This is a genomic window from Streptomyces sp. NPDC048297 (assembly GCF_043201585.1).
GTDB lineage: Bacteria > Actinomycetota > Actinomycetes > Streptomycetales > Streptomycetaceae > Streptomyces.
Window position 1 is genome coordinate 169366 of the sequence record NZ_JBICZA010000006.1, and the last position, 21709, is coordinate 191074.

General features: G+C 71.2%; 16 protein-coding genes, 2 pseudogenes and 1 riboswitch. Of the genes and pseudogenes, 13 read left to right on the forward strand and 5 right to left on the reverse strand.

Translation table 11 applies throughout. The features are described from left to right. Window positions 1-17: 17 nt before the first annotated feature. The 3 genes from ACGFYV_RS09080 to ACGFYV_RS09090 form a co-directional block, all read right to left on the reverse strand. Window positions 18-617: a DUF6262 family protein gene (locus ACGFYV_RS09080; protein ID WP_393877697.1), complete on the reverse strand. Its 600-nt coding sequence runs from the start codon at window positions 615-617 to the stop codon at window positions 18-20. Next, window positions 614-2455 carry a tyrosine-type recombinase/integrase gene (locus ACGFYV_RS09085; protein WP_393877698.1) on the reverse strand — a complete coding sequence of 614 codons (1842 nt, stop codon included), beginning with the start codon at window positions 2453-2455 and terminating at the stop codon, window positions 614-616. The genes ACGFYV_RS09080 and ACGFYV_RS09085 overlap by 4 nt, the downstream gene beginning before the upstream one ends. 359 nt (window positions 2456-2814) lie before the next feature. Then, a complete protein-coding gene (locus tag ACGFYV_RS09090; protein WP_393877699.1) occupies window positions 2815-3945 on the reverse strand; it encodes a tyrosine-type recombinase/integrase in 1131 nt (376 codons plus the stop codon). A 122-nt stretch (window positions 3946-4067) separates the two neighbouring features. Between ACGFYV_RS09090 and ACGFYV_RS09095 the strand changes: the two are divergent. Further along, a pseudogene (locus ACGFYV_RS09095) lies at window positions 4068-4553 on the forward strand (HNH endonuclease family protein); the annotation flags it as partial. 138 nt (window positions 4554-4691) lie between these two features. Here ACGFYV_RS09095 and ACGFYV_RS09100 read toward each other — a convergent pair. Both ACGFYV_RS09100 and ACGFYV_RS09105 read right to left on the reverse strand, forming a co-directional pair. Next, window positions 4692-5435, reverse strand: coding sequence for a hypothetical protein (locus tag ACGFYV_RS09100; RefSeq protein WP_393877700.1), 744 nt, complete (start codon window positions 5433-5435; stop codon window positions 4692-4694). Window positions 5436-5679: 244 nt separating this feature from the next. After that, window positions 5680-6372, reverse strand: coding sequence for a hypothetical protein (locus ACGFYV_RS09105; protein ID WP_393877701.1), 693 nt, complete (start codon window positions 6370-6372; stop codon window positions 5680-5682). A 189-nt stretch (window positions 6373-6561) separates the two neighbouring features. On the opposite strand from ACGFYV_RS09105, the gene ACGFYV_RS09110 reads away from it, so the two are divergent. The 12 genes and pseudogenes from ACGFYV_RS09110 to ACGFYV_RS09165 form a co-directional block, all read left to right on the forward strand. Continuing rightward, window positions 6562-8988: an N-6 DNA methylase gene (locus ACGFYV_RS09110; protein ID WP_393877702.1), complete on the forward strand. Its 2427-nt coding sequence runs from the start codon at window positions 6562-6564 to the stop codon at window positions 8986-8988. A 217-nt stretch (window positions 8989-9205) separates the two neighbouring features. Continuing rightward, window positions 9206-9886 carry a hypothetical protein gene (locus ACGFYV_RS09115; RefSeq protein ID WP_393877703.1) on the forward strand — a complete coding sequence of 227 codons (681 nt, stop codon included), beginning with the start codon at window positions 9206-9208 and terminating at the stop codon, window positions 9884-9886. Window positions 9887-9924: 38 nt separating this feature from the next. Continuing rightward, window positions 9925-11418, forward strand: coding sequence for a protein kinase (locus tag ACGFYV_RS09120; protein ID WP_393877783.1), 1494 nt, complete (start codon window positions 9925-9927; stop codon window positions 11416-11418). 129 nt (window positions 11419-11547) lie between these two features. Beyond that, on the forward strand, window positions 11548-12375 hold the full coding sequence (locus tag ACGFYV_RS09125; protein WP_393877704.1) for a glycoside hydrolase domain-containing protein: 828 nt from the start codon (window positions 11548-11550) through the stop codon (window positions 12373-12375). Between the two features lie 206 nt (window positions 12376-12581). Further along, window positions 12582-13232 (forward strand): SurA N-terminal domain-containing protein, encoded by a 651-nt coding sequence (locus tag ACGFYV_RS09130; RefSeq protein WP_393877705.1) that lies wholly within the window; start codon window positions 12582-12584, stop codon window positions 13230-13232. Window positions 13233-13966: 734 nt separating this feature from the next. Beyond that, window positions 13967-14986 carry a nucleoside triphosphate pyrophosphohydrolase gene (locus tag ACGFYV_RS09135; RefSeq protein WP_393877706.1) on the forward strand — a complete coding sequence of 340 codons (1020 nt, stop codon included), beginning with the start codon at window positions 13967-13969 and terminating at the stop codon, window positions 14984-14986. A gap of 153 nt (window positions 14987-15139) precedes the next feature. Further along, window positions 15140-16525 carry a cytochrome P450 gene (locus ACGFYV_RS09140; RefSeq protein ID WP_393877707.1) on the forward strand — a complete coding sequence of 462 codons (1386 nt, stop codon included), beginning with the start codon at window positions 15140-15142 and terminating at the stop codon, window positions 16523-16525. Window positions 16526-16693: 168 nt separating this feature from the next. Further along, on the forward strand, window positions 16694-17764 hold the full coding sequence (locus tag ACGFYV_RS09145; protein WP_393877708.1) for a transglycosylase family protein: 1071 nt from the start codon (window positions 16694-16696) through the stop codon (window positions 17762-17764). Window positions 17765-17962: 198 nt separating this feature from the next. Further along, window positions 17963-18138, forward strand: a riboswitch (cyclic di-AMP (ydaO/yuaA leader). Between the two features lie 4 nt (window positions 18139-18142). Then, the gene (locus tag ACGFYV_RS09150; protein WP_393877709.1) at window positions 18143-18850 is read left to right on the forward strand and encodes a transglycosylase family protein; all 708 of its coding nucleotides are present in this window, start codon (window positions 18143-18145) and stop codon (window positions 18848-18850) included. Window positions 18851-19121: 271 nt separating this feature from the next. After that, the gene (eno, locus tag ACGFYV_RS09155; protein WP_393877710.1) at window positions 19122-20408 is read left to right on the forward strand and encodes a phosphopyruvate hydratase; all 1287 of its coding nucleotides are present in this window, start codon (window positions 19122-19124) and stop codon (window positions 20406-20408) included. A 137-nt stretch (window positions 20409-20545) separates the two neighbouring features. Further along, on the forward strand, window positions 20546-21022 hold the full coding sequence (locus tag ACGFYV_RS09160) for a septum formation initiator family protein (RefSeq protein WP_393877711.1): 477 nt from the start codon (window positions 20546-20548) through the stop codon (window positions 21020-21022). Window positions 21023-21050: 28 nt separating this feature from the next. Then, window positions 21051-21452, forward strand: a pseudogene (locus ACGFYV_RS09165) (DUF501 domain-containing protein); the annotation flags it as partial. Window positions 21453-21709 lie beyond the last annotated feature (257 nt).

Below are 21709 nucleotides of genomic sequence, written 5' to 3' on the forward strand. Positions count from 1 at the left end.
GGCAGGAGAACGCGACTTTACGGGGACGGAACGGAACGCATGGCACGGCGGAGACTGGCTCGTGCGGCGGTGAGGTCGTCCTCCGCCTCACGCAGCTGGCCCTCCAGGGCGGCGATCTGATCCCTGGCCTCTGACAACGCTTGCTCCAGCGCGGTATTCCGCTGCTCGATCTGCTGTACCCGCTCGATCAGCTCATTTCGGTTCACACCCTCCAGCTCGGCGCCGAGAGACAGCCTGACCCGGCTACGGAGCCGATCGCGCTCCTTTTTGAGGTCCTTGATCTCTTCGCGGGCCAGTGCAAGATCTGTCCGCAACCCGGCGGGAGACACCTGAGATGCCTCCGGTGCAAGGGAGTTCTGGCGCCCCCGCGCTCGCTGGGCGGTGATGCCGTCCTGAACGGCTTGGTGCACCTGAGGCTGGTTGTAGACGAACCACGTGGACACCGAGGCGTCCCGTGCCACTTGGGCGACGGTGATCTGTCGTCCCGAGCGGAGAAGGCCGTCCACGGCCTGGAGTGCACGCCTGGTCTTGTCTTCGCTGTCCCTGGCGCGGCTGACGCGCAGGCGCTCGACCCGGGCGTTCCGGTCGTTGCCGCCGGAAGCAGCAGGGATTTTCATTCGGAGCTCCGTGTTGTCAGCGCCTGCAGAGGGATGAAGGCCGCTGCCGAACGTGCCTTGCGCAGCTCGCGTGAGGCGGATTCGACGGCGGCCCGCTCCTCGGCGGGCAGCGCGTCGAGTTTGCGCCGCATCTCGTCGGCCGACTTCGAGTAGGCGCGGATCTGGTCGTCGAGATTGCGCACGACCCAGTCGGCGGCCTCCATCGCCACGGCGGCTTCCTTGTCGGCCCGCAGGTCCGCGATCTGCTGTTCCAGGGCGGGGAGGTAGGAGGGATCGGGCCGGTAGAAGTCGCATCCGGCGCACTGGAAACGGATGCGACAGTGCCCGCCGCCGGCCTTGACGTTGCTCGGCTCGGTGCAGCCTCCGTAGGGAACCCCGACGCTTTCCACCTCGTAGGCGAGGGGGTTGCTGAAGCCGCGGGCTGAACCGTGCCGGTCGACAGCGAGCGTCGCGACCGTGCGCACGGCCTCCTGCTTTCGGCTGAGGGAGACCTTGTAGTAGCCCATGGTCACGTCCAGCGAACGGCGGTCCATGAGTTCTCGCAGAACGTCGGGGCGAGTCCCCGCGTCCGCATGACGCTGGGCGTACGCGTGGCGGAAGCCGTACGGGACGACCTGGGTGCGGTCGTAGGCGAGCGGGGCGCCGTCCTCGTCGAGCCGGTCGTCCACAAGGTCTGGGATCAGTTCGTCGACCCAGTTCCGGAAGATCCGGTTGCAGTAATGCGAAGTGTTCAGATGCCCGCGGCGCGGACGGTTGCGCTGTCCCGGCGAGGGAAAAAGCCACTGGGTGCAGGCCGGTACGGCCGGTAGCGCGTCGAGCTCTTTCTGCCAGGTTTCGACCAGCTGGGCGGTGCTCTCCGAGATGGGCAGCCGACGGCCGTGGCGCCGCCGCTTGTGGTTGTCGTAGATCAGCGTCGGCTTGCTGTCGACCCGCTCCAGGCAGTCGCGGTGCAGGCCGGTAACCTCGCCCGGACGTCGGCCGGTGTCCCGGAGGACCGCGTAGACCACCTGGTACATCCGCGCGAAGTCGGCGGCCGTCCAGCCGCCGCTCGCATACCCCGTCGAGGTGCCCAGCAGACCGAGGTGCACGTCGAGCTGGGCGATGACGTGCTCGGGGATCGCGCGGCCGAGATCGTCCTCGGTCACTTCCACGGCGGCGATGCTGTGGAAGCGGGGGTTGAGCGCGAACCCGCCGGGCACATGGTCCAGCATCCCGGCCTGACGGGCGTATTCCAGGAACGTGCGCCAGTGGCGGAGCAGGGCTCTGCGGTGGCTGGTGGAGTAGTCGTGACCGTCCTCGGGACGCTTGGTGATCCGGAACAGGTCCACTACGGCATTCATGTCGGCCATGGCTAGGAGCCCCGGCTCATCCCCGTGGGGGCGGCCTACCAGCGCGGAGGACGCGATGGTCGCCGCGTAGACGGTCTGTCGTAGGTCCTGGACGTTGGGACGTGCCGTGCGGCCGTACTCCTTGACCAGCTCCCGCAGCCAACGCTGCCGTACCGGGCGGAAGTCGATGTCGCCGTGGACAGCAGCGTACCTGCGGCCGCGTCCTGCCGTCAGCCCGATGAGAGCACACTCCCATACGTCGCCCGAGGTCGGATCGGTGCCATCGAACTCGACGCGTGCGCGTCGGACGTGCAGGAGCACACCGTTCAGGACGCCGGAGGCCGCAGCCGGAAGCTCGGAGGAGAACGAGGCGTCCAGGTCGAGGAGCGAGCCGAGTCCGGCGGGGAGGCCGGCCACAATGCGGCGTACCCGCTGGGGGACCAGGCTGATCCCGGCGTCGTCGCGCTGCTGGAGCCCGTACAGAAGCTCCTGGCGGACCGCAGGGCTCACACCCGCGAGCGAGAACTGGGAGACGCCCGGCATCGCCCCGTTTGCGGAGGTGTTGGGCCTGCGACGGGAAGGATCTGCGGTGTGCGTGGTGTCGAAGTCCGCAGGGTTCCCCAGGAGATATCGGGCTTTCCGGCAGGCGTCGCAGCGGGATCCGTTGCTTGTCACATGGGTGACACAGGTGACCACGGAGCAGACGAACACGCTGGTTGTCGGGTTGCGGGGATCGGCAGTGAACAGTGCCTGAACGGGGTCCCATTCATTTGTGCGCCAGCCCGAGGGGAGGCGTGCCGCGAGCCATGACGGCCACTCCGGGACGCCGGGGACGGAGGAAACGGCAGCGGAGTGGAGGAGCGCAAGGGTCATCGCAGTAGCTCCGGCGCGAGGCTTTCGACAGCCGCGACGGCTGCGCGGAGATCCTCGTCCTGAGCGTGCAGGTACACGGCAGTGCTCGCCGAGGAGGCGTGCCCCAGCAGGGTCTGTACGACGTCCGGAGCGACCCCGTTGCGGATCCAGCGGGTGGCGGCTGTGTGCCGCATCATGTGCGGCCGGGCGGTGAGTCCGCAGCGTCTCCCGATCCGTTCGATCACTTGCTTGGTATTGGAGTACGAGAGCGGACGTCCCGCGTGGACGCCGACGAGGTTGAGGAAGACGTAGTCACAGTCGGCGGAGCCGACCACCTTTTCACGCTCGGTGAGATGATCGCGGTATCGGTGTACCACTTCCGGTGTGAGCGGAACCATGCGAGGGCGCCCGGCCTTGGCCCGCGCCCCGTTGACGTTGTCCTGCCGGGGCCTGACGTGCAGGTGCGCGCCACCGGTTCGGCAGCCCAGGTGCGTGGAGTCGGGGAGCAGATGCATGTCCTCACGCCGCAGTCCAAGGGCTTCGCCGATGCGAAGGCCCGCTTCCACCAGGACGGTCAGCAGCAGCCGGTCACGCGCAGTGCGAGCGGCGTCGATGACCTGCTCCGTCTGGACGCCAGTGAGCGTCTGTGGTGCCCGCTCGATCTCCGGCGCCTTCAGGACGCGGGCTTTGACCATCAGGTGCTGGCCGCCCTCGCCGGGATCGAAGCCGGCCGGGGCGTGGGCGAGGAAGCGCGGCTCGCTGAGACGCGCGGCGACTTCGTGATCCACATGTCCCAGGACTGCGCAGAAGCGGAGGAACTCACACACCGCAGTGAGCGTGGCGTTGACCGTCTTGCCGGACGGAGGCCGCCCGTACTGGGTCGGTGTCCGTTCAACGTGGAACTTGAACAGGCTCATGTCCCCGAGCCGGACGGTCCTCCAGTCGGTGCCCCGCTCTGCGCACCAATTGAGGAAGCGGCCGATTCTGGGGATGTACGCGCGCTGTGTCTGCGGTGACCGCCCGGCTCCGCGCAGATACAGGGAGAACTCACGGGCTTCGGGGTGAGGCGCGTACGTCTCCTCGTCGACCAGGAGCCAGGTGGTCTCGCCGGTGGTGGGCGAGACGGCCTTCTCTGTGCATAACGTCATGGATCTGCTTCCTGTCTCCGATGTCGCTCATGTGCCTCACGGCATGACCGATAACGGCAAGGGACAGGAATGGGTTACCGCTGTGCCTCATGTGCATCACATCGATGAAGGAGCTGCAGATAACGCGCGACGACATCCTCAAACGCGACCTGAAGGACGTGAAGTTCACCGGCGGCACCTGCAAGGTCACCTACGGCCTGCTGCGGTCGGACCCCTACTCCGGCAAGGCCGTCACCTACCGGCGCGGTCGCAGCCTGGTCGACATCGACCATGTCGTCGCCCTCTCGGACGCCTGGCAGAAGGGCGCCAAGTACTGGGACCCCAGCAAGCGCATAGCCCTGGCCAACGACCCGCTCAACCTCATCGCCGTCGACGCGAGCACCAACCGCAGCAAGGGCGACGGCGACACGGCCACCTGGGTCCCGCCCAACAAGGCCTACCGCTGCACCTATGTCGCCGCCCAGGTCGCCGTCAAGAAGAAGTACGGCCTGTGGGTCAGCGCCGCCGAGAAGGCCGCGATGAAGAAGGTCCTCGCCGCCTGCCCGGACCAGAGTCTCCCCACCGGCGGCAACCCGACCACGGCACCGGAGCGTTTCCGGGCACGGTGAGCCGGGCTGCCGAGGGGCGTTGGGCGTGGGCGGTGGGTCGCGGACCGTGGGTCGCGGACCCGTGGGGCGTTGGCTGTGGGTGGCGGGCCGTCGGCCTTTGATTGCGGGTCGCGGGCCGTCGGCTGTGGGCGCCGGTGATCAGGACGCGCCGGCCGCTTCCTTCAGCGAGGTCACGACGTGGCTCGCCAGCTTGCCGCCGCTGGTGGCGCCGTTGTCGCTGCCGGCCGTGGACATCACGGTGACGACGGAGGTGCCCACGCGGGCGGCGACCAGAGTGGTGCCGTTCTCCCAACTGCCGCTGGTGAGCGTGATGGTGTAGGCCTCGTCGCCGAGTCCGGGTGTGTCGCTCCCGGCGAGCCTCACCTTGGCGTGCGCCTCCGTGTCCGTGAACGAGGCGCACGCGGTGGCGGCGTCGCGCACCTCCTTCATCACCGCCGTCGCGGTCGTGCCCTGGAACTCGTCGATCTCCTGGACCATCTCCTCGGTCCGGTCGCTGTTCCCGTAGTCGCTCTGCGCGAACGACACGCCGCCCTTGTAGCCGGTCACGTCGATCCACGAGGTGTTCTCGAACTTGCCGCAGTCCGGCTTCGCCGCGCTCCGGCCGCTCGGGGCGAGGAACTGACCGCCGCTGTCGGCGGCACCGTCCGCGACGGCGGTGAGCCCCGACGGGAAGAACGACGCCGGCGCCAGCGCCTTCTTCAACTGGCTGCCCGTCATGAGACCGGCGTTGGCGTCCTGGGCCTTCGTCGTCTTCGCCGGCGCGTCGGAGCCGGACGAACCAGAGGAACCAGAGGCACCGGAGGAGGCGGTGGAGCAGGCGGTCAGGGCCAGCGGGAGCGCCGCGACGGCGAGGACCTGGGCGAGACGGGACGGGAGATGCATGACAGTTCCTTGGGGGAGTGGGTGAAACCTGGTGAAGCGTGCTGGTGTGCTGGTGAAGCGTGCTGGTGGTGCGGTGAGTTCATGACTCGGGGCCGGGGCCGGGGCCGGGGCCGGGGCCGAGGCAGGGGTCGAGGCAGGGGTCGGGGCCGGTGTCGGAGGCCTCGGCGCGGGACGTGACCGGGTGGCGGTCACCGGGACGTCCCACGCCGGCCGGGGTGGGTGGGGGCGGGGTGCCGCGGCCGGGTCAGGCCGTCTTCTTCCAGTCGCCGCAGCCGGACGTCTTGAAGTAGGCGTCCGTGGCGCGGATGGTGACGACGGCGGTGCCGGTCACGTTGTTGTTCGCGATGATCGAGTCGAGGCCGTGCTCGGCGTCCTTGGTGCGCTCCCAGTAGCAGGAGTCGTCCGCGTTCCCGGTCGACCTGTAGGTGCCCGGCGCGATGTCCGCGCCGACCTTGAACATGCCGCCCTTGCCGCTCATCGACGAGGCGGGCGCGCCCTTCGCCTTCGGGTCGACGGCCTCCCAGTCCTCGCAGCCGCTGGACTTGAACAGCTTGTCGGTGGGCTTGATCGTCACGTAACTCGTGCCGGTGACGTTGTCGTTGGCCAGCAGCGAGTCCGTCTCGCCCGAGGCGTCCTTGGCGCGCTCCCAGTAACACATGTCGTCGGTGTTGCCGGTGGTGCTGTAGGTGCCGGGCTTGACGTCGGAGCCGACGGAGAAGTCGCCGTCCCCGGCGAAGGCGGCCTTCTTCTTGCCCGCCTCCGCGCCCCCCGAGGGCTTGCCGGACGTGCCGCCGGGCTTGTGGCCGGCGGAGGCCGAACTGTCCTTGGAACCGCCGTCCTTGCCGTCCTTCCCGTCGCCGCCGGCGTTCGCCGAGACGACCCCGATGACGACGACCCCGACGACAGCGCCCAGCGCGATCTTGCCCTTCATGCCCATGGCGGGCTCCCTCCCCGATGCGGCGACCGCCCCCTCCGGCTGGCCGCTCGTTCGCTGGGTCAATAACAGCAGAGCCTGTGAACCGAGTCAACATGATTCACGGGATTCTATGTGTACACGAGCGTGAAGGCATGGGTCTTGTGTACCTCGGTATGCTCGGTGCACACACGGATGAGGGGAGCGTGGCCGGTGCAGGACAACGTGACAGAGGTGACCGCCGCCGGCATCGCGCGGCTCGCCGGAGTGGGCCGCGCCGCCGTGAGCAACTGGCGCCGTCGGCACGCCGATTTCCCCAAGCCGGTCGGCGGCACCGAGACCAGCCCGTCCTTCGCCCTCACCGAGGTCGAGTCCTGGCTGCGCAGACAGGGCAAGCTCGCCGAAGTCCCCCTGCGGGAACGCGTCTGGCAGCAGCTCGCCGGGCATCCCGAAGGGCCCGTCACCGCACTGGCGCACGTCGGCTGCGTCCTTCTGCTGATCCAGGAACGCCCCACCGTCTGGCTCGACGCGAGTGCCGGCTCCGACACGCGCCTGGCCGCGATGCTGCCCGGCGCGCTGGACCAGGTGCTCGGCCCACGCCTCGGCCTCGCGCCCGACCGCCGAGGTGTTCACACGGCCGTGCCTGACAACGGCTCACCGGCTGTGAACACCGGTGCGACGGTTCACAGCTCAGCGCGCACGTCGGCACAGCCCGCTGTGAACAGTCCGGGGGCTGTGAACGCTGGGGGGCCCGCTGGGCCCGCTGTGAACGCTGGGCCCGCTGTGCGCACTGTGTCGGCTGTGAACACCGCGCCTGCTGTGAACACCCCACCGGCTGTGAACGCTGCGTCCGCCGTGAACACCTCGCCCGCTGTGAACGCCGGGCCGACCGTGAACCCTGCGCTCGCTGTAAACACCTCGCCCGCTGTGAACACCGGGCCGACCGTGAACCCTGCGCCCGCTGTGAACACCGCCCCCGCCTCGTACGCCCACGCCCCCCACACCCCCGCCCTCCACACCCCCAGCGGCCCCCAGCTCCTCCCCTCCGCCCCCCTCCTCCGCGGCGCCGCCGAGCTGGCCGCCGAGACGGGGGCGCGGCAGACCTTCGAGTTCCTGCTGGGCCGGCACCTGGACGCCAACCCGCGCCAGTACACGCTCACCCCGGCCGAACTCGCCCGCCTCATGGCGGACCTCGCCGGTCCCGCCCGCACCGTCCTCGACCCCGCCTGCGGCACCGGTGCCCTGCTGCGTGCCGTGGACACCCGCCCCGAGCAGGAGCTGTTCGCCCAGGACAGCGCCCCCGACCTCGCCGCGCTCACCGCGCTCAGGCTCGCGCTGCACACGCGGGCCACCGTGCGCGGCGCCGCCGGCGACACCTTGCGCGCCGATGCCTACCCCGAGCTGCACGCGGACGCGGTCCTGTGCCACCCGCCGTTCAACGAGCGCAACTGGGGCCACGACGAACTCGCCTACGACCCCCGCTGGGAGTACGGCTTCCCGGCGCGCACCGAGTCCGAGCTGGCCTGGGTGCAGCACGCGCTGGCCCGGCTCGCCGACACCGGCACCGCCGTCCTGCTCATGCCGCCGGCCGCCGCGTCCCGCCGTTCCGGGCGCCGGATCCGCGCCGACCTGCTGCGCCGGGGCGCGCTGCGCGCCGTGGTCGCGCTGCCGGTCGGGGCGGCGCCGCCGTACAACATCCCGCTGCACGTGTGGGTGCTGCGCCGCCCGGACCGGACGCCGGCGGCGCTCGCGGCGCCCGAGGTGCTGCTCGTGGACACCGGGCGGTTCGCCGGGGAGGCGCGCGGCGGCCCGGACTGGCAGGCCGTGCGGGACGCCGTCCTCGACGCCTGGCAGGCCTTCGCCCGGGACGGGCGGCTGGAGGAGCGCCCGGGTCTCGCGCGTTCCGTGCCGGTCATCGGACTCCTCGACGACGACGTGGACCTCGCCCCCGCACGTCATCTGCCGCCGCCCGCCGTGGCCGACGGCGCGGAGCAGCTCACGGCCGTGCGCGAGCGCCTGGGGGAGACCCTGCGCCTGACCGCCGACCTCACCCCGCCGCCCGCCGCCCCGGCCCCGCCCGCGCGCTGGCCGCTCACCACCGTCGGTGAACTCGCGCGCGGGGGCGCGCTGGTGCTGCGCAGCGGCGGAATCGGCGGCCACGCGCGCGTGGCCGTGCTGACCGACCACGACGTCCTCGCCGGAACAGCACCCTCCGGATCGCTCCCGGAGAGCGAGGAGGAGGCGGTGCTGACCGAGCCGGGCGACGTGGTCGTACCGGTGCTCGGCGGTGGTTCGGTGGCGCGCGTGATCGACGAGGCGACGCAGGGCGCCGCCCTGGGGCGCAACCTGGTGCTCCTGCGCCCCGACCGCACGGCGCTCGACCCCTGGTTCCTCGCCGGCTTCCTGCGCGGCACCGCCAACAACCGGCAGGCCAGCAGCTACGCCTCCACCGCCACCCGCCTGGACGTGCGGCGCCTGCAACTGCCCCGGCTGCCGCTCGACGAACAGCGGCGCTACGGCGCGCGTTTCCGCGCCCTCGACGAGTTCGAGCGCGCGGTGCGCCATGCGAGCCGGCTCGGACAGCAACTGGCGCGCGGGATGTACGACGGACTGACGGACGGGACGGTGGCGCCCGACTGACAGACGGGACAGTCGTGCCCGATTGCCGGACGGGACAGTCGTGCCCGATTGCCGGACGGGGCGATCGTTGCCCGATTGACGGACGGTACGGTGGCGCCGGAATGACGGACGTGATCAGCGCGACAACGGTTCTGCACAACCCGTAACGCCTTGTCGGTGTCGGCCTATACGCTCGAAACGCTCGAACTCCCTACCGACCCCCGGCCCAGGAGCAGTCATGTACGGCCACGGCGCGGCGCCGCCCACCCGAGGCGCGGGAAACGTCATCACCCTGCGCGTGCTGATCGCCGCCTGCGGCCTGCTCTCGTGCGGCATCCTCGCGTGCGCGCCGCTGTTCCGGGTCGCGTTCCTGCGCGGGCGGTGGTTCGACTGGCTGGTGGCCTGGGTGAGCCTGCCGCTGGGCATCTTCTGCTTCGCGGTCGTCGGCTCGGTCCCGGAGAGCGACCGGCGCGGTGACGTCGCGCTGGCCACGGTCCTGATCCTCGGTGTCGCCGCGACCGTGCACTTCCTGGTCATGGACGTCCGGTACCGCTCCAAGGCCCTGCGTCCGCCCACGGGCGACGCGCCCCCGCACGCCCAGACCGCCCCGACGGCCTACGGCTACCCCGGCCCGGCGGCCCCGTACACCGCGACGACCGCCCCGGTGGCCCCGGCGGTCCCGGCCGCCACCCCGCACATGCCGTTCGCCGCCCCGCAGACCCCGCCCTCCGCCCCGCACACCCCGATACCCGGACTCCCGCAGGCCGCCCCCCACACCCCGATACCCGGCCCCCCGCAGACCGCCCCGCTCGCCCCGCCGCAGCGTCCGGCGCCCGCCCGGATCGACCAGGTGCGGGCCGAACTGGACGAGCTGAGCGACTACTTGCGCAAGAACGATGGCCACGAGGGCGGAAGGTGACCGTGGCGCAGGGACGTGTCGTCGCCGGCCGCTACGAACTGTCCACGCTCATCGGGCAGGGCGGCATGGGCCAGGTCTGGACGGCGTACGACCAGCGGCTCGACCGGCGCGTGGCGGTGAAGCTGCTGCGCCCGGACAAGGTGGCCGGGCAGGAGGCCGACGAGCTGCGCCGCCGTTTCGTGCGCGAGTGCCGGGTGACCGCCCAGGTGGACCACCCCGGCCTGGTCACCGTGCACGACGCGGGCAGCGAGGGCGAGGAACTGTTCCTCGTCATGCAGTACGTCGACGGCGCCGACCTCTCCGACCATCTCGCCGAGCACGACCCGTACCCCTGGCAGTGGGCGGTCGCGGTCGCCGCGCAACTGTGCGCCGTACTGAGCGCCGTGCACGCCGTCCCGATCGTCCACCGCGACCTGAAGCCGCGCAACGTGATGGTGAAGCAGGATGGCACGGTCACCGTGCTCGACCTGGGCGTGGCCTCGGTCATGGACACCGACACGACCCGTCTCACGCACACCGGCTCCCCGATCGGTTCGCCCGCCTACATGGCGCCCGAGCAGGCGATGGGCGGCGCGGTCGGCCCGTACACCGACCTGTACGCGCTCGGGGTGCTGATGCACGAACTGCTCAGCGGTGACGTGCCGTTCGCCGGTTCCACCGCGCTCGGTGTGCTGCACCGGCACCTGTACGAGCCGCCGCTGCCGGTGCGCCGCATCCGCCCCGAGGTGCCGGAGGCGCTCGAAGCCCTCGTCCTGCGGCTGCTCGCCAAGGATCCGCAAGCCCGCCCGGCCTCCGCGCAGGAGGTGTACGAGCACCTGGCGTTGCTCCTGCCCGCGCGCGGGACCCCGACCGGCGCGCCCCTGGACCCCACGCGCCCCTTCCTGCGTCCGCACGCCCCCTGGCCGGACCGCGCGCGGACCCCCGCGCCCCAGCCCGCCCCCGTCGCTCCCGCGTCCCCGGCGACCGGGAAGCCGGACGTCGCCGCCGCCGTGGACGAGGTCAAGCGGCTGCTCGGGGAGGGCCGTATCACCCAGGCGGTGGACATCCTCGGCGCGATCCTGCCCGCCGCGGCCGAACAGCACGGCGAGCAGTCGCCGGTCGTGCGCACCCTGCGCAAGCAGTACGCGGCGACCCTCATGGACGACGGCCAGTACCGGCGCGCGCTGCCCGAACTGCGCCGCCTCGCCGACGAACGCGCCGCCGAGGCGGGCCCGTCCGACCCGCAGTCCCTGCGCTACCGCTACGAAGCGGCCCAGTGCCTCGAACAGCTCGGCGAACCGGCCGCGGCGCTCGCCGAGTTCCGCGCGCTGCTGCCGTACTACGAGAACCAGTACGTCTCCGGCGACCCGCAGCTCGCCCACGACGTGCGCCGCCGCATCGGCCACCTGCTGCTCGCCCTCGGCGACCGCCCGGCCGCCCACGACACGCTCGCGCGGCTCGTGATCGACGTGGAGCGCCTGCACGGCCCCGGGCATCCGCTGGCGATGGAGATCCGCCGCACCCTCCAGTGGCTCGGCCAGGTGCGCGGCTAGACTTTGCCGTTCTCTGGCGAACTCTTGTGATCTTCGGGAGATTGAGTTTCCCGCAGGCATGAACGAGGCCGGATAGGTTGCGCTTCGCCTTACCGGGCGACGCGGATTCAGCAGATTCAGGGGTGGGACATGGCCGGCCATCGGCAGTCGAAGAAGCGCAGGTACATCACGTGGGCGGTGGCCGGGACGGCCGTCCTCGCGGGCGCGGGCATCGCCGCGCAGACCTCCATGGCCGCCACCGCCTGGCCCGCCCAGAAGACCTACACCGGCCGCGCCTTCGACACCTGCACCGCGCCCTCCCTGTCCGCGATGAAGGCCTGGCACACCGGCTTCTACGGCGCCGCCGCCGTCTACGTGGGCGGCAAGAACCGCGGCTGCGGCCAGCCCAACCTCACCGCCTCCTGGGTCAAGTCGGTCAGCGCCCTCGGCTGGAAGCTCATCCCGATCTACGTCGGCGCCCAGCCGCCCTGCCAGAGCGGCTCCAACCCCGAGAAGCTGACCGCCGCCACGGCCGCCTCCCTCGGCGCCGCCGACGCCTCCGACGCCGTCGCCAAGGCCGCCGCCCTCGGCATGAAGGCGGGCAGCGCGATCTACCTCGACATGGAGGCGTACGACAGCACGAACAAGGCGTGCAACGACGCCGTGCTGACGTACGTGCGCGCCTTCGACAAGGGCCTGCACGCCAAGACGTACCGCGCCGGCTTCTACGGCTTCACCAGCTCCAGCGCCAAGGCCATCGCCACCGCTTCGAACAAGGCCGACCTGCCGGGCAACCTCTGGTACGCGCTGTACGACAAGCAGAACACCACGACCGCGGACTGGCCGTGGGGCGCGAGCCAGTTCACCAACCACAGCCGCGCCCACCAGTACATGGTCAACAGCAAGGAGACGATCGGCGGCGTCACGCTCACCGTCGACCGCGACGCGTGGGACGCGCCGGTGGCCATCACCGGCTGACGACGGCACTGCCGGAGCGCGCGGCGGCGCCCGAAGCGGTGCCCGAAGTCGTGGTGAATCGTTGGTCGAATGGGTTGGCCAGAGCTGAGCGGCTGCCTACCATCGATCACCGCAAGACTTTGTGCGTCCGCCCGTCGCCCGACCACCATCCCTGGTGGAGGCGATGTGCGCCGCACCTGTTGTTGCAATCTCCTCAGGAGGTTTCCTTGCACCGCCGCCGTCGCACCGCGCTCCTCCTCACCGCCGCGCTCGCCGCCGCGGCCCCCCTTCTCACCGCATGCGGGGACCAGGCGCACCCCGGCGCCGCGGCCGTCGTCGGAGGACAGCGGATCACCGTCGCCCAGCTGGAGAACCGGGTGAACGAGGTACGCGCGGCGCAGCGTGCCGCGGTGCCGGACGACACCCAGTACCAGCAGGTCCTCGCCTCCACCGGCACCCTCACCCGCGACACCCTGCACGGCATGGTGCTCGACCGGGTCCTGCACCGGGCCGCCCAGGACGAGGGCATCACGGTCAGCCGCAAGGAGATCCAGGTGATGCGGGCGGGCCTGGAGCAGCAGGCCGGCGGCGCCAAGGGTCTGGAGTCCACCTGGCTGCAAAAGTACGGCATCGCGCCCGTGCGCCTGGACGACAACCTCCGCCTCCAGATCGAGGCCCAGAAGCTCGCCACGAAGCTCGGCGCCGACACCACCCAGCCCGCCTTCTGGAAGGCCCTCTCCCAGGCCTCCGGCGAACTCCGCATCGACCTCAACCCGCGCTACGGCGCCTGGGACGTGCAGAAGAGCAGCCGCGTGGACGCGAAGACCCCGTGGGTACGGCAGGTCACGTCGGCGGCGTCGGAACAGCAGCCGGCGTAGCGGACGACACCCGGGAGGCGTGGCGGACGACGCCGGGAGACGTGGCGGACCACACCCGGAGGCGGGTCAAGCACCCGGAGGCGGGTCAAGCACCCGGCGAAGGCCGCTCGCCCGGTGGAAGTCTGGGGGAGGGGCCATGGCTCTGGGGACGGATACGGGCGCGGGCAAGGACGCGGGTGCGGGGACAGCCGGCGAGCGGCGGTGGCCGCGCCGGTTCGGTGCCTGGGCGCGCGTCGCCGGGAAGGCCGCGGCCGGGGTGGCCGTCACCGCCGCGGCGGCCTTCCTCGTCGTCCTCGGGTGGGGACTCGCCCGTGCCGGGGTCGACGGGTGGAACGACACCTCCTCCATCGCCGCGCACGGACGGTCGGTCGACGGGGTCGTCACGGCGAAGGACGAGGTGAGCGGCCCCCAGGGAAGCAGCCAGAAGGGTACGAGGTCCGCTTCACCACGGACACCGGGACGGCCTACCGGTTCTGGGAGCCCGGCGACGCGGACGTCGGCGACACGGTCCGCGTCCACTACGCGCGGGGGCGTCCCGAGACGGCGACCACCGCCTCCGCCTCCGGCGACCGGATCGCGTACGGCCTGCTGACCGCGACCGGAGCAGCGATCGTGATCGTCATCGCGTCCCTGTTCCTCTGGCTCGTCCGGGCACTGGTCATACGATCACGTAATCGCCTTGCCCCTGTGGACAACCCGGCTCGTCCGCCGGCGCCGTGAGTTACGTTCGGATCGTGAACGCAACCAGCCCCGAAGCCCTCGGCCCGGACGCCGCCCCCGGCCGCATCATCCTGCTCACCACCAGCCACCGCGTCGCCCCCGGCCTGCTGTCCTGGCCCGCCTGGCAGGCCCTGCGCAGCGCCGACACCGTGCTGTGCGCGGACGGCGCGCACCCGCAGCTGCCCTATCTGCGGGAGGCCGGGACGGTCGTGTCGGAGGAGTCCCCCACCGCGCAGGATCTGGTCGACGCCTGCGCCGGCGGGCGGACGGTGGTGGTCGTGGCCACCGGCGAGGGCGAGCCGGCCCTCACCGACGGGCTGGCGAGGCTGGCCGGCTCCGGCCGGGTGCGGATGCCCGAGCTGGAGCTGCTCCCCGCCTCCTACGACCTGCCCGGCGCCCGCTTCCTCGACCTCGTGCAGGTCATGGACCGCATCCGCGAGGAGTGCCCCTGGTCCTCCCGGCAGACCCACCTGGGCCTGGCCAAGTACGGCATCGAGGAGGCGTACGAACTGGTCGAGGCGATCGAGGCCGGAGACCGCGACGAACTCCGGGAGGAGCTGGGTGACGTCCTGCTCCAGGTCGTCTTCCACTCCCGCATCGCCGAGGAGGACCCAGACACGCCGTTCTCCATCGACGACGTGGCCGGCGGCATCGTCGCCAAGCTGATCCACCGCCACCCGCACGTCTTCGGCGAGGAGAAGGCGCAGACCCCGGAGGACGTCCAGGAGCACTGGCTGCGCACCAAGGCCGAGGAGAAGCGGCGCACCTCGGTGACGGAGGGCGTCCCCCTCGGCCAGCCCGGTCTCGCCCTCGCCGCCAAGCTCGCCTCCCGCGCCCGCACGGCCGGCCTGGACGTACCCCTGCCCCAGGGCGAGGGCATCGGCTACGAACTGCTGGCCCTGGCGGTCCGCGCCGAAGCGGACGGCGCCGACCCCGAAGCGGCCCTGCGCGCCGCGGCCCGCACCTACCGGGACGCGATACGGGCGGCGGAAGGCACACAGCCGGAGCAGGAGAAGCCGGAACAGGAGAGATGAGGAGTAGGCGAAGCCGGAGAGGCAAGGAGCCGGAGAAGCAAGGAGCCGGAGAAGCAAGGAGCCGGAGAAGCAAGGAGCCGGAGAAGCAAGGAGCCGGAGAAGCAAGGAGTAGGAGGAGTAAGAAGAGGAGCAGGGTCCGGATACCGTCGAGGAGTGACCAACCAGCCCCACCCCGACGCCTCCGCACCGCCCCCCGCACCGACCCCCGCGCCGACCCCGACCCCCGCGCCGACCCCGACCCCCGCGCCGACCCCGACCCCCGCGCCGACCTCGCCCCCCGCGCCGACCTCGACCCCCGCCCCGGACCTCTTCACCTGGGAGTTCGCCGCCGACCCCTACCCCGCCTACGCCTGGCTCCGGGAGCACGCGCCCGTGCACCGCACCAAGCTGCCCAGTGGGGTCGAGGCCTGGCTGGTCACCCGCTACGCCGATGCCAAGCAGGCGCTGGCCGACCAGCGGCTGAGCAAGAACCCGGCCCATCACGACGAGCCCGCGCACGCCAAGGGGAAGACCGGTATCCCCGGCGAGCGCAAGGCCGACCTGATGACGCATCTGCTGAACATCGACCCGCCGGACCACACCCGGCTGCGCCGGCTGGTGAGCAAGGCGTTCACGCCCCGCCGTGTCGCCGAGTTCGCCCCGCGGGTGCAGGAGCTGACCGACCAGCTGATCGGCCGGTTCGCCGCGACGGGCTCCGCCGACCTCATCCACGAGTTCGCCTTCCCCCTCCCCATCTACGCCATCTGCGACCTGCTCGGCGTCCCGCGTGAGGACCAGGACGACTTCCGGGACTGGGCGGGCATGATGATCCGGCACGGCGGAGGTCCGCGGGGCGGGGTCGCGCGGTCGGTCAAGAAGATGCGCGGCTACCTCGCCGAACTCATCCACCGCAAGAGGCAGGCGCTGCCCGCCGAGCCGACCCCGGGCGAGGACCTCATCTCGGGCCTCATCCGGGCCTCCGACCACGGCGAGCACCTCACCGAGAACGAGGCCGCCGCCATGGCCTTCATCCTTCTGTTCGCCGGCTTCGAGACGACCGTCAACCTCATCGGCAACGGCACCTACGCCCTGCTCACCCACCCCGAGCAGCGCCACCGCCTCCAGCGCTCGCTGGCCGCCGGGGAGAGGGGCCTCCTGGAGACCGGTGTGGAGGAACTCCTGCGCTACGACGGCCCCGTGGAGCTGGCCACCTGGCGGTTCGCGACCCGGCCGCTCAGCATCGGCGGGCAGGACATCGCGGCCGGCGACCCGGTGCTGGTCGTGCTCGCCGCCGCGGACCGCGACCCGGAGCGGTTCGAGGACCCGGACGTGCTGGACCTCGCGCGCCGCGACAACCAGCACCTCGGGTACGGCCACGGCATCCACTACTGCCTCGGCGCCCCGCTCGCCCGGCTGGAGGGCCAGACCGCGCTGGCCACCCTGCTGACCCGGCTGCCCGACCTGCGGCTCGGGGCGGATCCGGCCGATCTGCGCTGGCGTGGCGGGCTCATCATGCGCGGTCTGCGCACGCTCCCCGTGGAGTTCACGCCGGTTCCCTGAGGCCGGTGCGCGGAGAAAACGTGAGAGGCGTTCAACTATGTGATCTTCACGTGATCCGCGCGGCATGAACTTGTGATGAGCGATCATCTGCCGATACCTTCACCCTTCAGCGTGGCGGACGGGCAACGCCTGCCGCGCCGGTTCTGCTGTCGCTCGAAAGGCCTCCGTATGCTTCCCGGGAACGGTCGTCACCGTCGCCCCCGTCAGGCTCCGGCGCTCATCGTCGCGGCCGGAGTGACCGGCTCCGCCATCGCCATCCCGCTCCTCGGTGCCGTGAGCGCCCACGCGGCCGACGGCACCACGTGGGACAAGGTGGCCGAGTGCGAGAGCGGCGGCTCCTGGAGCGCCGACAACGGCAACGGGTACTACGGCGGCCTGCAGATCTCGCACGAGGACTGGGTCAAGTACGGCGGCACCCAGTACGCCGACAATGCCGACCGGGCGAGCCGGTCGCAGCAGATCGCGGTCGCCGAGAGGATCCTCGCCGACCAGGGCACCACCCCCTGGGCCACCTGCGCCCTGCTCTCCGGGATGACCGCCGACTCCGCTTCCGCTGACGTCGACACGGGCGTCGGGGGCTCCGACTCCCAGGGCTCGGGCAAGGGCAACTCCGGCCACTCCTCCGACTCCCAGAGCGACGACTCCGGGTCCGGCAAGAAGTCCGGCTCACCCGACTCGACCGACTCGTCGAACTCGTCCGACAAGTCGGGTTCATCCTCTTCGTCCGACTCGTCGGACCTCTCGGACTCGTCGGACCCCTCCGTGGGTGCGTCCGCCACGCCGTCCCCGGGTGTGGGCCAGGGTTCCGGTTTCGGTGACGCCCGTGAGGGTGCGGGTGCCGCCGAGTCCGACATGTCGGCCTCGCCCGGAACCGGGGCGTCGCAGGAGGGTGAGGGTTCGGCCGCCTCCGACCCCACGCTCGGCGACCCGGGCAATTCGTGGCAGACCGGCAGCTCTTGGAGTCTGGTCGACACCGGCGCCCTCGACGGTGGCGGACGTCACCGTGGCGGCACTGCGGACGAAAGCGTGACAAACGGTCAAAGCGGCCACGCCTCGGGCCGTCACGCCTCCCGTGACGCGGACGACTACACCGTCCGCGAGGGCGACACGCTCAGCTCCATCGCCGACTCCCTTGACGTCGACGGCGGATGGCACGCGCTCTACGCTCAGAACAAGAAGGCCGTCGGCGCCGACCCGGACGACATCGCCCCCGGTCAGACCCTGCACGTCGGTTCCTGAGTGGGCGGCGGACAGGGGGAGTTGGCGCCCCACTTCACCCGCTAATGTCCGTTTTGGTGAAAGTGTGGGATGAGTCTCAGAAGCCCTGATCGTCTTTGGAATTCCGCCGAACGCCTGCCTACGGTCGAGGCCGCTCGTCACCACGAGCCCCGGCATCCGCAACGCCGAATCCTGCCAGCGGTCGCCCGGGAACAGTCGACGCGTCACGCGCCGTAGGCAGGAGCGGGGGACCCAAGGTAGGCGCCGGATCCGGCAGTTGATGCCGCGACCGGCTCGGGGTGAAGCCGTGCCTCCCGGAAGACGGGAGGGACGGCCGGGCAACTCAACCGGCCCGAACCCGACAGCTCACCTCGCAGGCGTCGGTGAGGGGATCGATCCATGCTGTTTTCCAGCAAGGGCAAGCACCGTCGTCCGGCCAAGGCTCTTCGCGCCGTCACGCTCGCCGGCGTGGCCGGCGCCGTCGTCGTCGCCCCGCTGATGGCGGCCGGCAACGCCTCCGCCGCCACCGCCTCGGAGTGGGACAAGGTCGCCCAGTGCGAGTCCGGTGGCAACTGGTCCATCAACACCGGCAACGGCTACTACGGCGGTCTGCAGTTCTCCGCCTCCACCTGGGCCGCGTACGGCGGCACGGCCTACGCCTCCCGCGCCGACCTGGCCTTCGAGCAGCAGCAGATCACCGTCGCCGAGAAGGTCCTCGCCGCCCAGGGCAAGGGCGCCTGGCCGGTCTGCGGCACGGGCCTGTCCAGCACCCCCTACGGCGCCGCTCCCGCCGCCGCGAAGCCCGCCCCCGCGAAGCCGGCCCCCGCCAAGCCCGCCGCGCCGAGCACCACCACCCGCTCCACCGACCAGCAGGCCGCCTCCCGTTCGGCGGACCGCCCGGCCGCGAGCAAGACCGTCACCACCCCGACCGGCAAGAAGGTCAAGAAGGGTGACGGCGAGTACAAGGTGGTCAAGGGCGACACCCTCAGCACCATCGCCGGCAAGCACGGTGTCAAGGGCGGCTGGAAGAAGCTGTTCGACCTGAACAAGGACATCGTCGCGGACGCCGACCTCATCTACCCGGGTCAGCAGCTGCACCTGAAGTGACCCCAGGCTCAGGCCTCCCCCGTCCCCACGGACTCCCTGCCCCGGTGCGTGTTCCCCCGTACGCACCGGGGCGGGGTTTTTTCATGAACCTCCGTATTTCGTGAACTCCCTTTGTTCCGCTGATGAACAATGGGTACCGTCTCACTGCAGTCCCCGTCCACGGGACGGTCGGTCGGTGGCCGACGCCCCTGGGACGGTTAGGCTCTAGTCGCAAGGCACAGCCGCAAGGCACAACAGCCCCGCTCTTCCAGCGTCACATTCCAAGAAGGAGATGCTCGTGCCGTCCATCGACGTCGTCGTAGCCCGGGAAATCCTGGACTCCCGAGGCAACCCCACGGTCGAGGTCGAGGTCGGCCTCGACGACGGCAGCACGGGTCGTGCCGCCGTTCCGTCCGGTGCCTCCACCGGTGCCTTCGAGGCCATCGAGCTCCGTGACGGTGACCCGAACCGCTACCAGGGCAAGGGTGTCGAGAAGGCCGTCCTCGCCGTCATCGAGCAGATCGGCCCGGAGCTGGTCGGCTACGACGCCACCGAGCAGCGCCTGATCGACCAGGCCATGTTCGACCTGGACGCCACCGACAACAAGGGCTCCCTCGGCGCCAACGCCATCCTCGGCGTCTCCCTCGCCGTCGCCCACGCCGCCTCCGAGGCCAGCGACCTGCCGCTGTTCCGCTACCTGGGCGGCCCCAACGCGCACCTGCTGCCCGTGCCGATGATGAACATCCTCAACGGCGGCTCGCACGCGGACTCCAACGTGGACATCCAGGAGTTCATGATCGCCCCGATCGGCGCGGAGTCCTTCTCCGAGGCGCTGCGCTGGGGTACCGAGGTCTACCACACCCTCAAGAAGGTCCTGAAGGGCAAGGGCCTGTCCACCGGCCTCGGCGACGAGGGCGGCTTCGCCCCGAACCTCGGCTCCAACCGCGAGGCCCTCGACCTCATCCTGGAGGCCGTCAAGCAGGCCGGTTACATCCCCGGTGAGCAGATCGCGCTCGCGCTCGACGTCGCCGCGTCCGAGTTCTACAAGGACGGCAAGTACGAGTTCGAGGGCAAGTCCCGCTCGGCCGCCGAGATGACCGAGTACTACGAGGAGCTGGTGGCGGCCTACCCGCTCGTCTCCATCGAGGACCCGCTGTTCGAGGACGACTGGGCCGGCTGGAAGGTCCTCACCGACCGCCTCGGCGACAAGGTCCAGATCGTCGGCGACGACCTGTTCGTCACCAACCCGGAGCGCCTGGCCCGCGGCATCGAGGAGGGCACCGCCAACGCCCTCCTGGTGAAGGTGAACCAGATCGGCTCGCTCACCGAGACCCTGGACGCCGTCGAGCTGGCCCAGCGCAACGGCTTCAAGTGCATGATGTCCCACCGCTCCGGCGAGACCGAGGACGTCACCATCGCCGACCTCGCCGTCGCCACCAACTGCGGCCAGATCAAGACCGGCGCCCCGGCCCGCTCCGAGCGCGTCGCCAAGTACAACCAGCTGCTGCGCATCGAGGAGATCCTCGACGACGCCGCGGTGTACGCCGGCCGCAGCGCCTTCCCGCGCTTCAAGGGCTGAGCAGCCGAGGGGCTGAGCAGCCGAAGGGCTGAACGGCAACCCGGCTCAAGTCTTAGCCAGTCGTACGTACGTCCCCGTACCCGGTCCCGTACCGTGTGCGGGGACGTACGCGCGTGAAAGGGGAGGCGGAGAGCCAGATGGCCGTGAAGAACGGGGACCGCTTCTCCACCGCGACCAGGCTCAGACTGCTCGGGGAGCAGACGGCCGCCCGCGTCTACCGCTCCCAGACCAAGCGCCAGGCCCGCCGCTCGCGGCTCACCGGCCGCGCCGCGCTGCTCGCGCTGGTGCTGTGTTCCCTGATCGTCGCGCTCGCCTATCCGATGCGGCAGTACGTCTCCCAGCGCGCGGAGATCGCCGACCTGCGGCGTCAGCAGGAGCAGGCGCGCGAGCGGGTCGAGCAGCTGCGCGACCTCAAGGCGCGCTGGCAGGACGACTCCTACGCCGAGCAGCAGATCCGGCGCCGGCTGCACTACGTGATGCCCGGCGAGACCGGGTACGTGATGATCGACCCGGGCGCGGCCAAGCAGGCCCACGCCGACCTCCGGGCCGCGCACCGGCCGTGGTACGCGAACGTCTGGGACGGCGTCGACAAGTCCGACGCCTCCGACCAGTGAACCGACAGAAAGACAGCTGAAGACAGTCATGGAAACGCCTCCGCCGCCCACTCCGCGTACCGAGCCGACCGACGCGGACGTCGAGGCCTTCAAGCAGCAGCTCGGCCGTCCGCCGCGCGGGCTGCGGGCGATCGCGCACCGGTGCCCGTGCGGGCAGCCGGACGTCGTGGAGACGGCTCCGCGGCTGCCGGACGGCACGCCCTTCCCGACGACGTACTACCTGACGTGCCCGCGCGCCGCCTCGGCGATCGGCACGCTGGAGGCGAACGGCGTCATGAAGGAGATGACGGAGCGGCTGCAGAGCGACCCCGAGCTGGCCGCCGCGTACCGGGCCGCGCACGAGGACTACATCCGGCGCCGGGACGAGATCGAGGTCCTGGAGGGCTTCCCGAGCGCGGGCGGCATGCCGGACCGGGTGAAGTGCCTGCACGTGCTGGTGGGCCACTCGCTGGCCGCCGGACCGGGCGTGAACCCGCTCGGCGACGAGGCGATCGCCATGCTGCCGGAGTGGTGGCTCAAGGGCCCGTGCGTCCAGCCGCTCGTGGCGCCCGACCCCGCGGACGAGCACCCCGGCGAGGACGGCACGGTCACCGACCCCACCGAGGCGCGCACCGGCGCCTTCGCCGGGCGGCCGCCGGTCGCCGAGGGGTTCACCCGGGTCGCCGGCGTCGACTGCGGCACGAACTC

Coding starts and splice junctions, on each gene's coding strand:
- ACGFYV_RS09080 (WP_393877697.1), bottom strand. CDS start 617: ATGAAAATCCCTGCTGCTTCCGGCGGCAACGACCGGAACGCCCGGGTC.
- ACGFYV_RS09090 (WP_393877699.1), bottom strand. CDS start 3,945: ATGACGTTATGCACAGAGAAGGCCGTCTCGCCCACCACCGGCGAGACC.
- ACGFYV_RS09100 (WP_393877700.1), bottom strand. CDS start 5,435: ATGCATCTCCCGTCCCGTCTCGCCCAGGTCCTCGCCGTCGCGGCGCTC.
- ACGFYV_RS09105 (WP_393877701.1), bottom strand. CDS start 6,372: ATGGGCATGAAGGGCAAGATCGCGCTGGGCGCTGTCGTCGGGGTCGTC.
- ACGFYV_RS09115 (WP_393877703.1), top strand. CDS start 9,206: ATGTACGGCCACGGCGCGGCGCCGCCCACCCGAGGCGCGGGAAACGTC.
- ACGFYV_RS09125 (WP_393877704.1), top strand. CDS start 11,548: ATGGCCGGCCATCGGCAGTCGAAGAAGCGCAGGTACATCACGTGGGCG.
- ACGFYV_RS09145 (WP_393877708.1), top strand. CDS start 16,694: ATGCTTCCCGGGAACGGTCGTCACCGTCGCCCCCGTCAGGCTCCGGCG.
- ACGFYV_RS09150 (WP_393877709.1), top strand. CDS start 18,143: ATGCTGTTTTCCAGCAAGGGCAAGCACCGTCGTCCGGCCAAGGCTCTT.
- eno (WP_393877710.1), top strand. CDS start 19,122: ATGCTCGTGCCGTCCATCGACGTCGTCGTAGCCCGGGAAATCCTGGAC.
- ACGFYV_RS09160 (WP_393877711.1), top strand. CDS start 20,546: ATGGCCGTGAAGAACGGGGACCGCTTCTCCACCGCGACCAGGCTCAGA.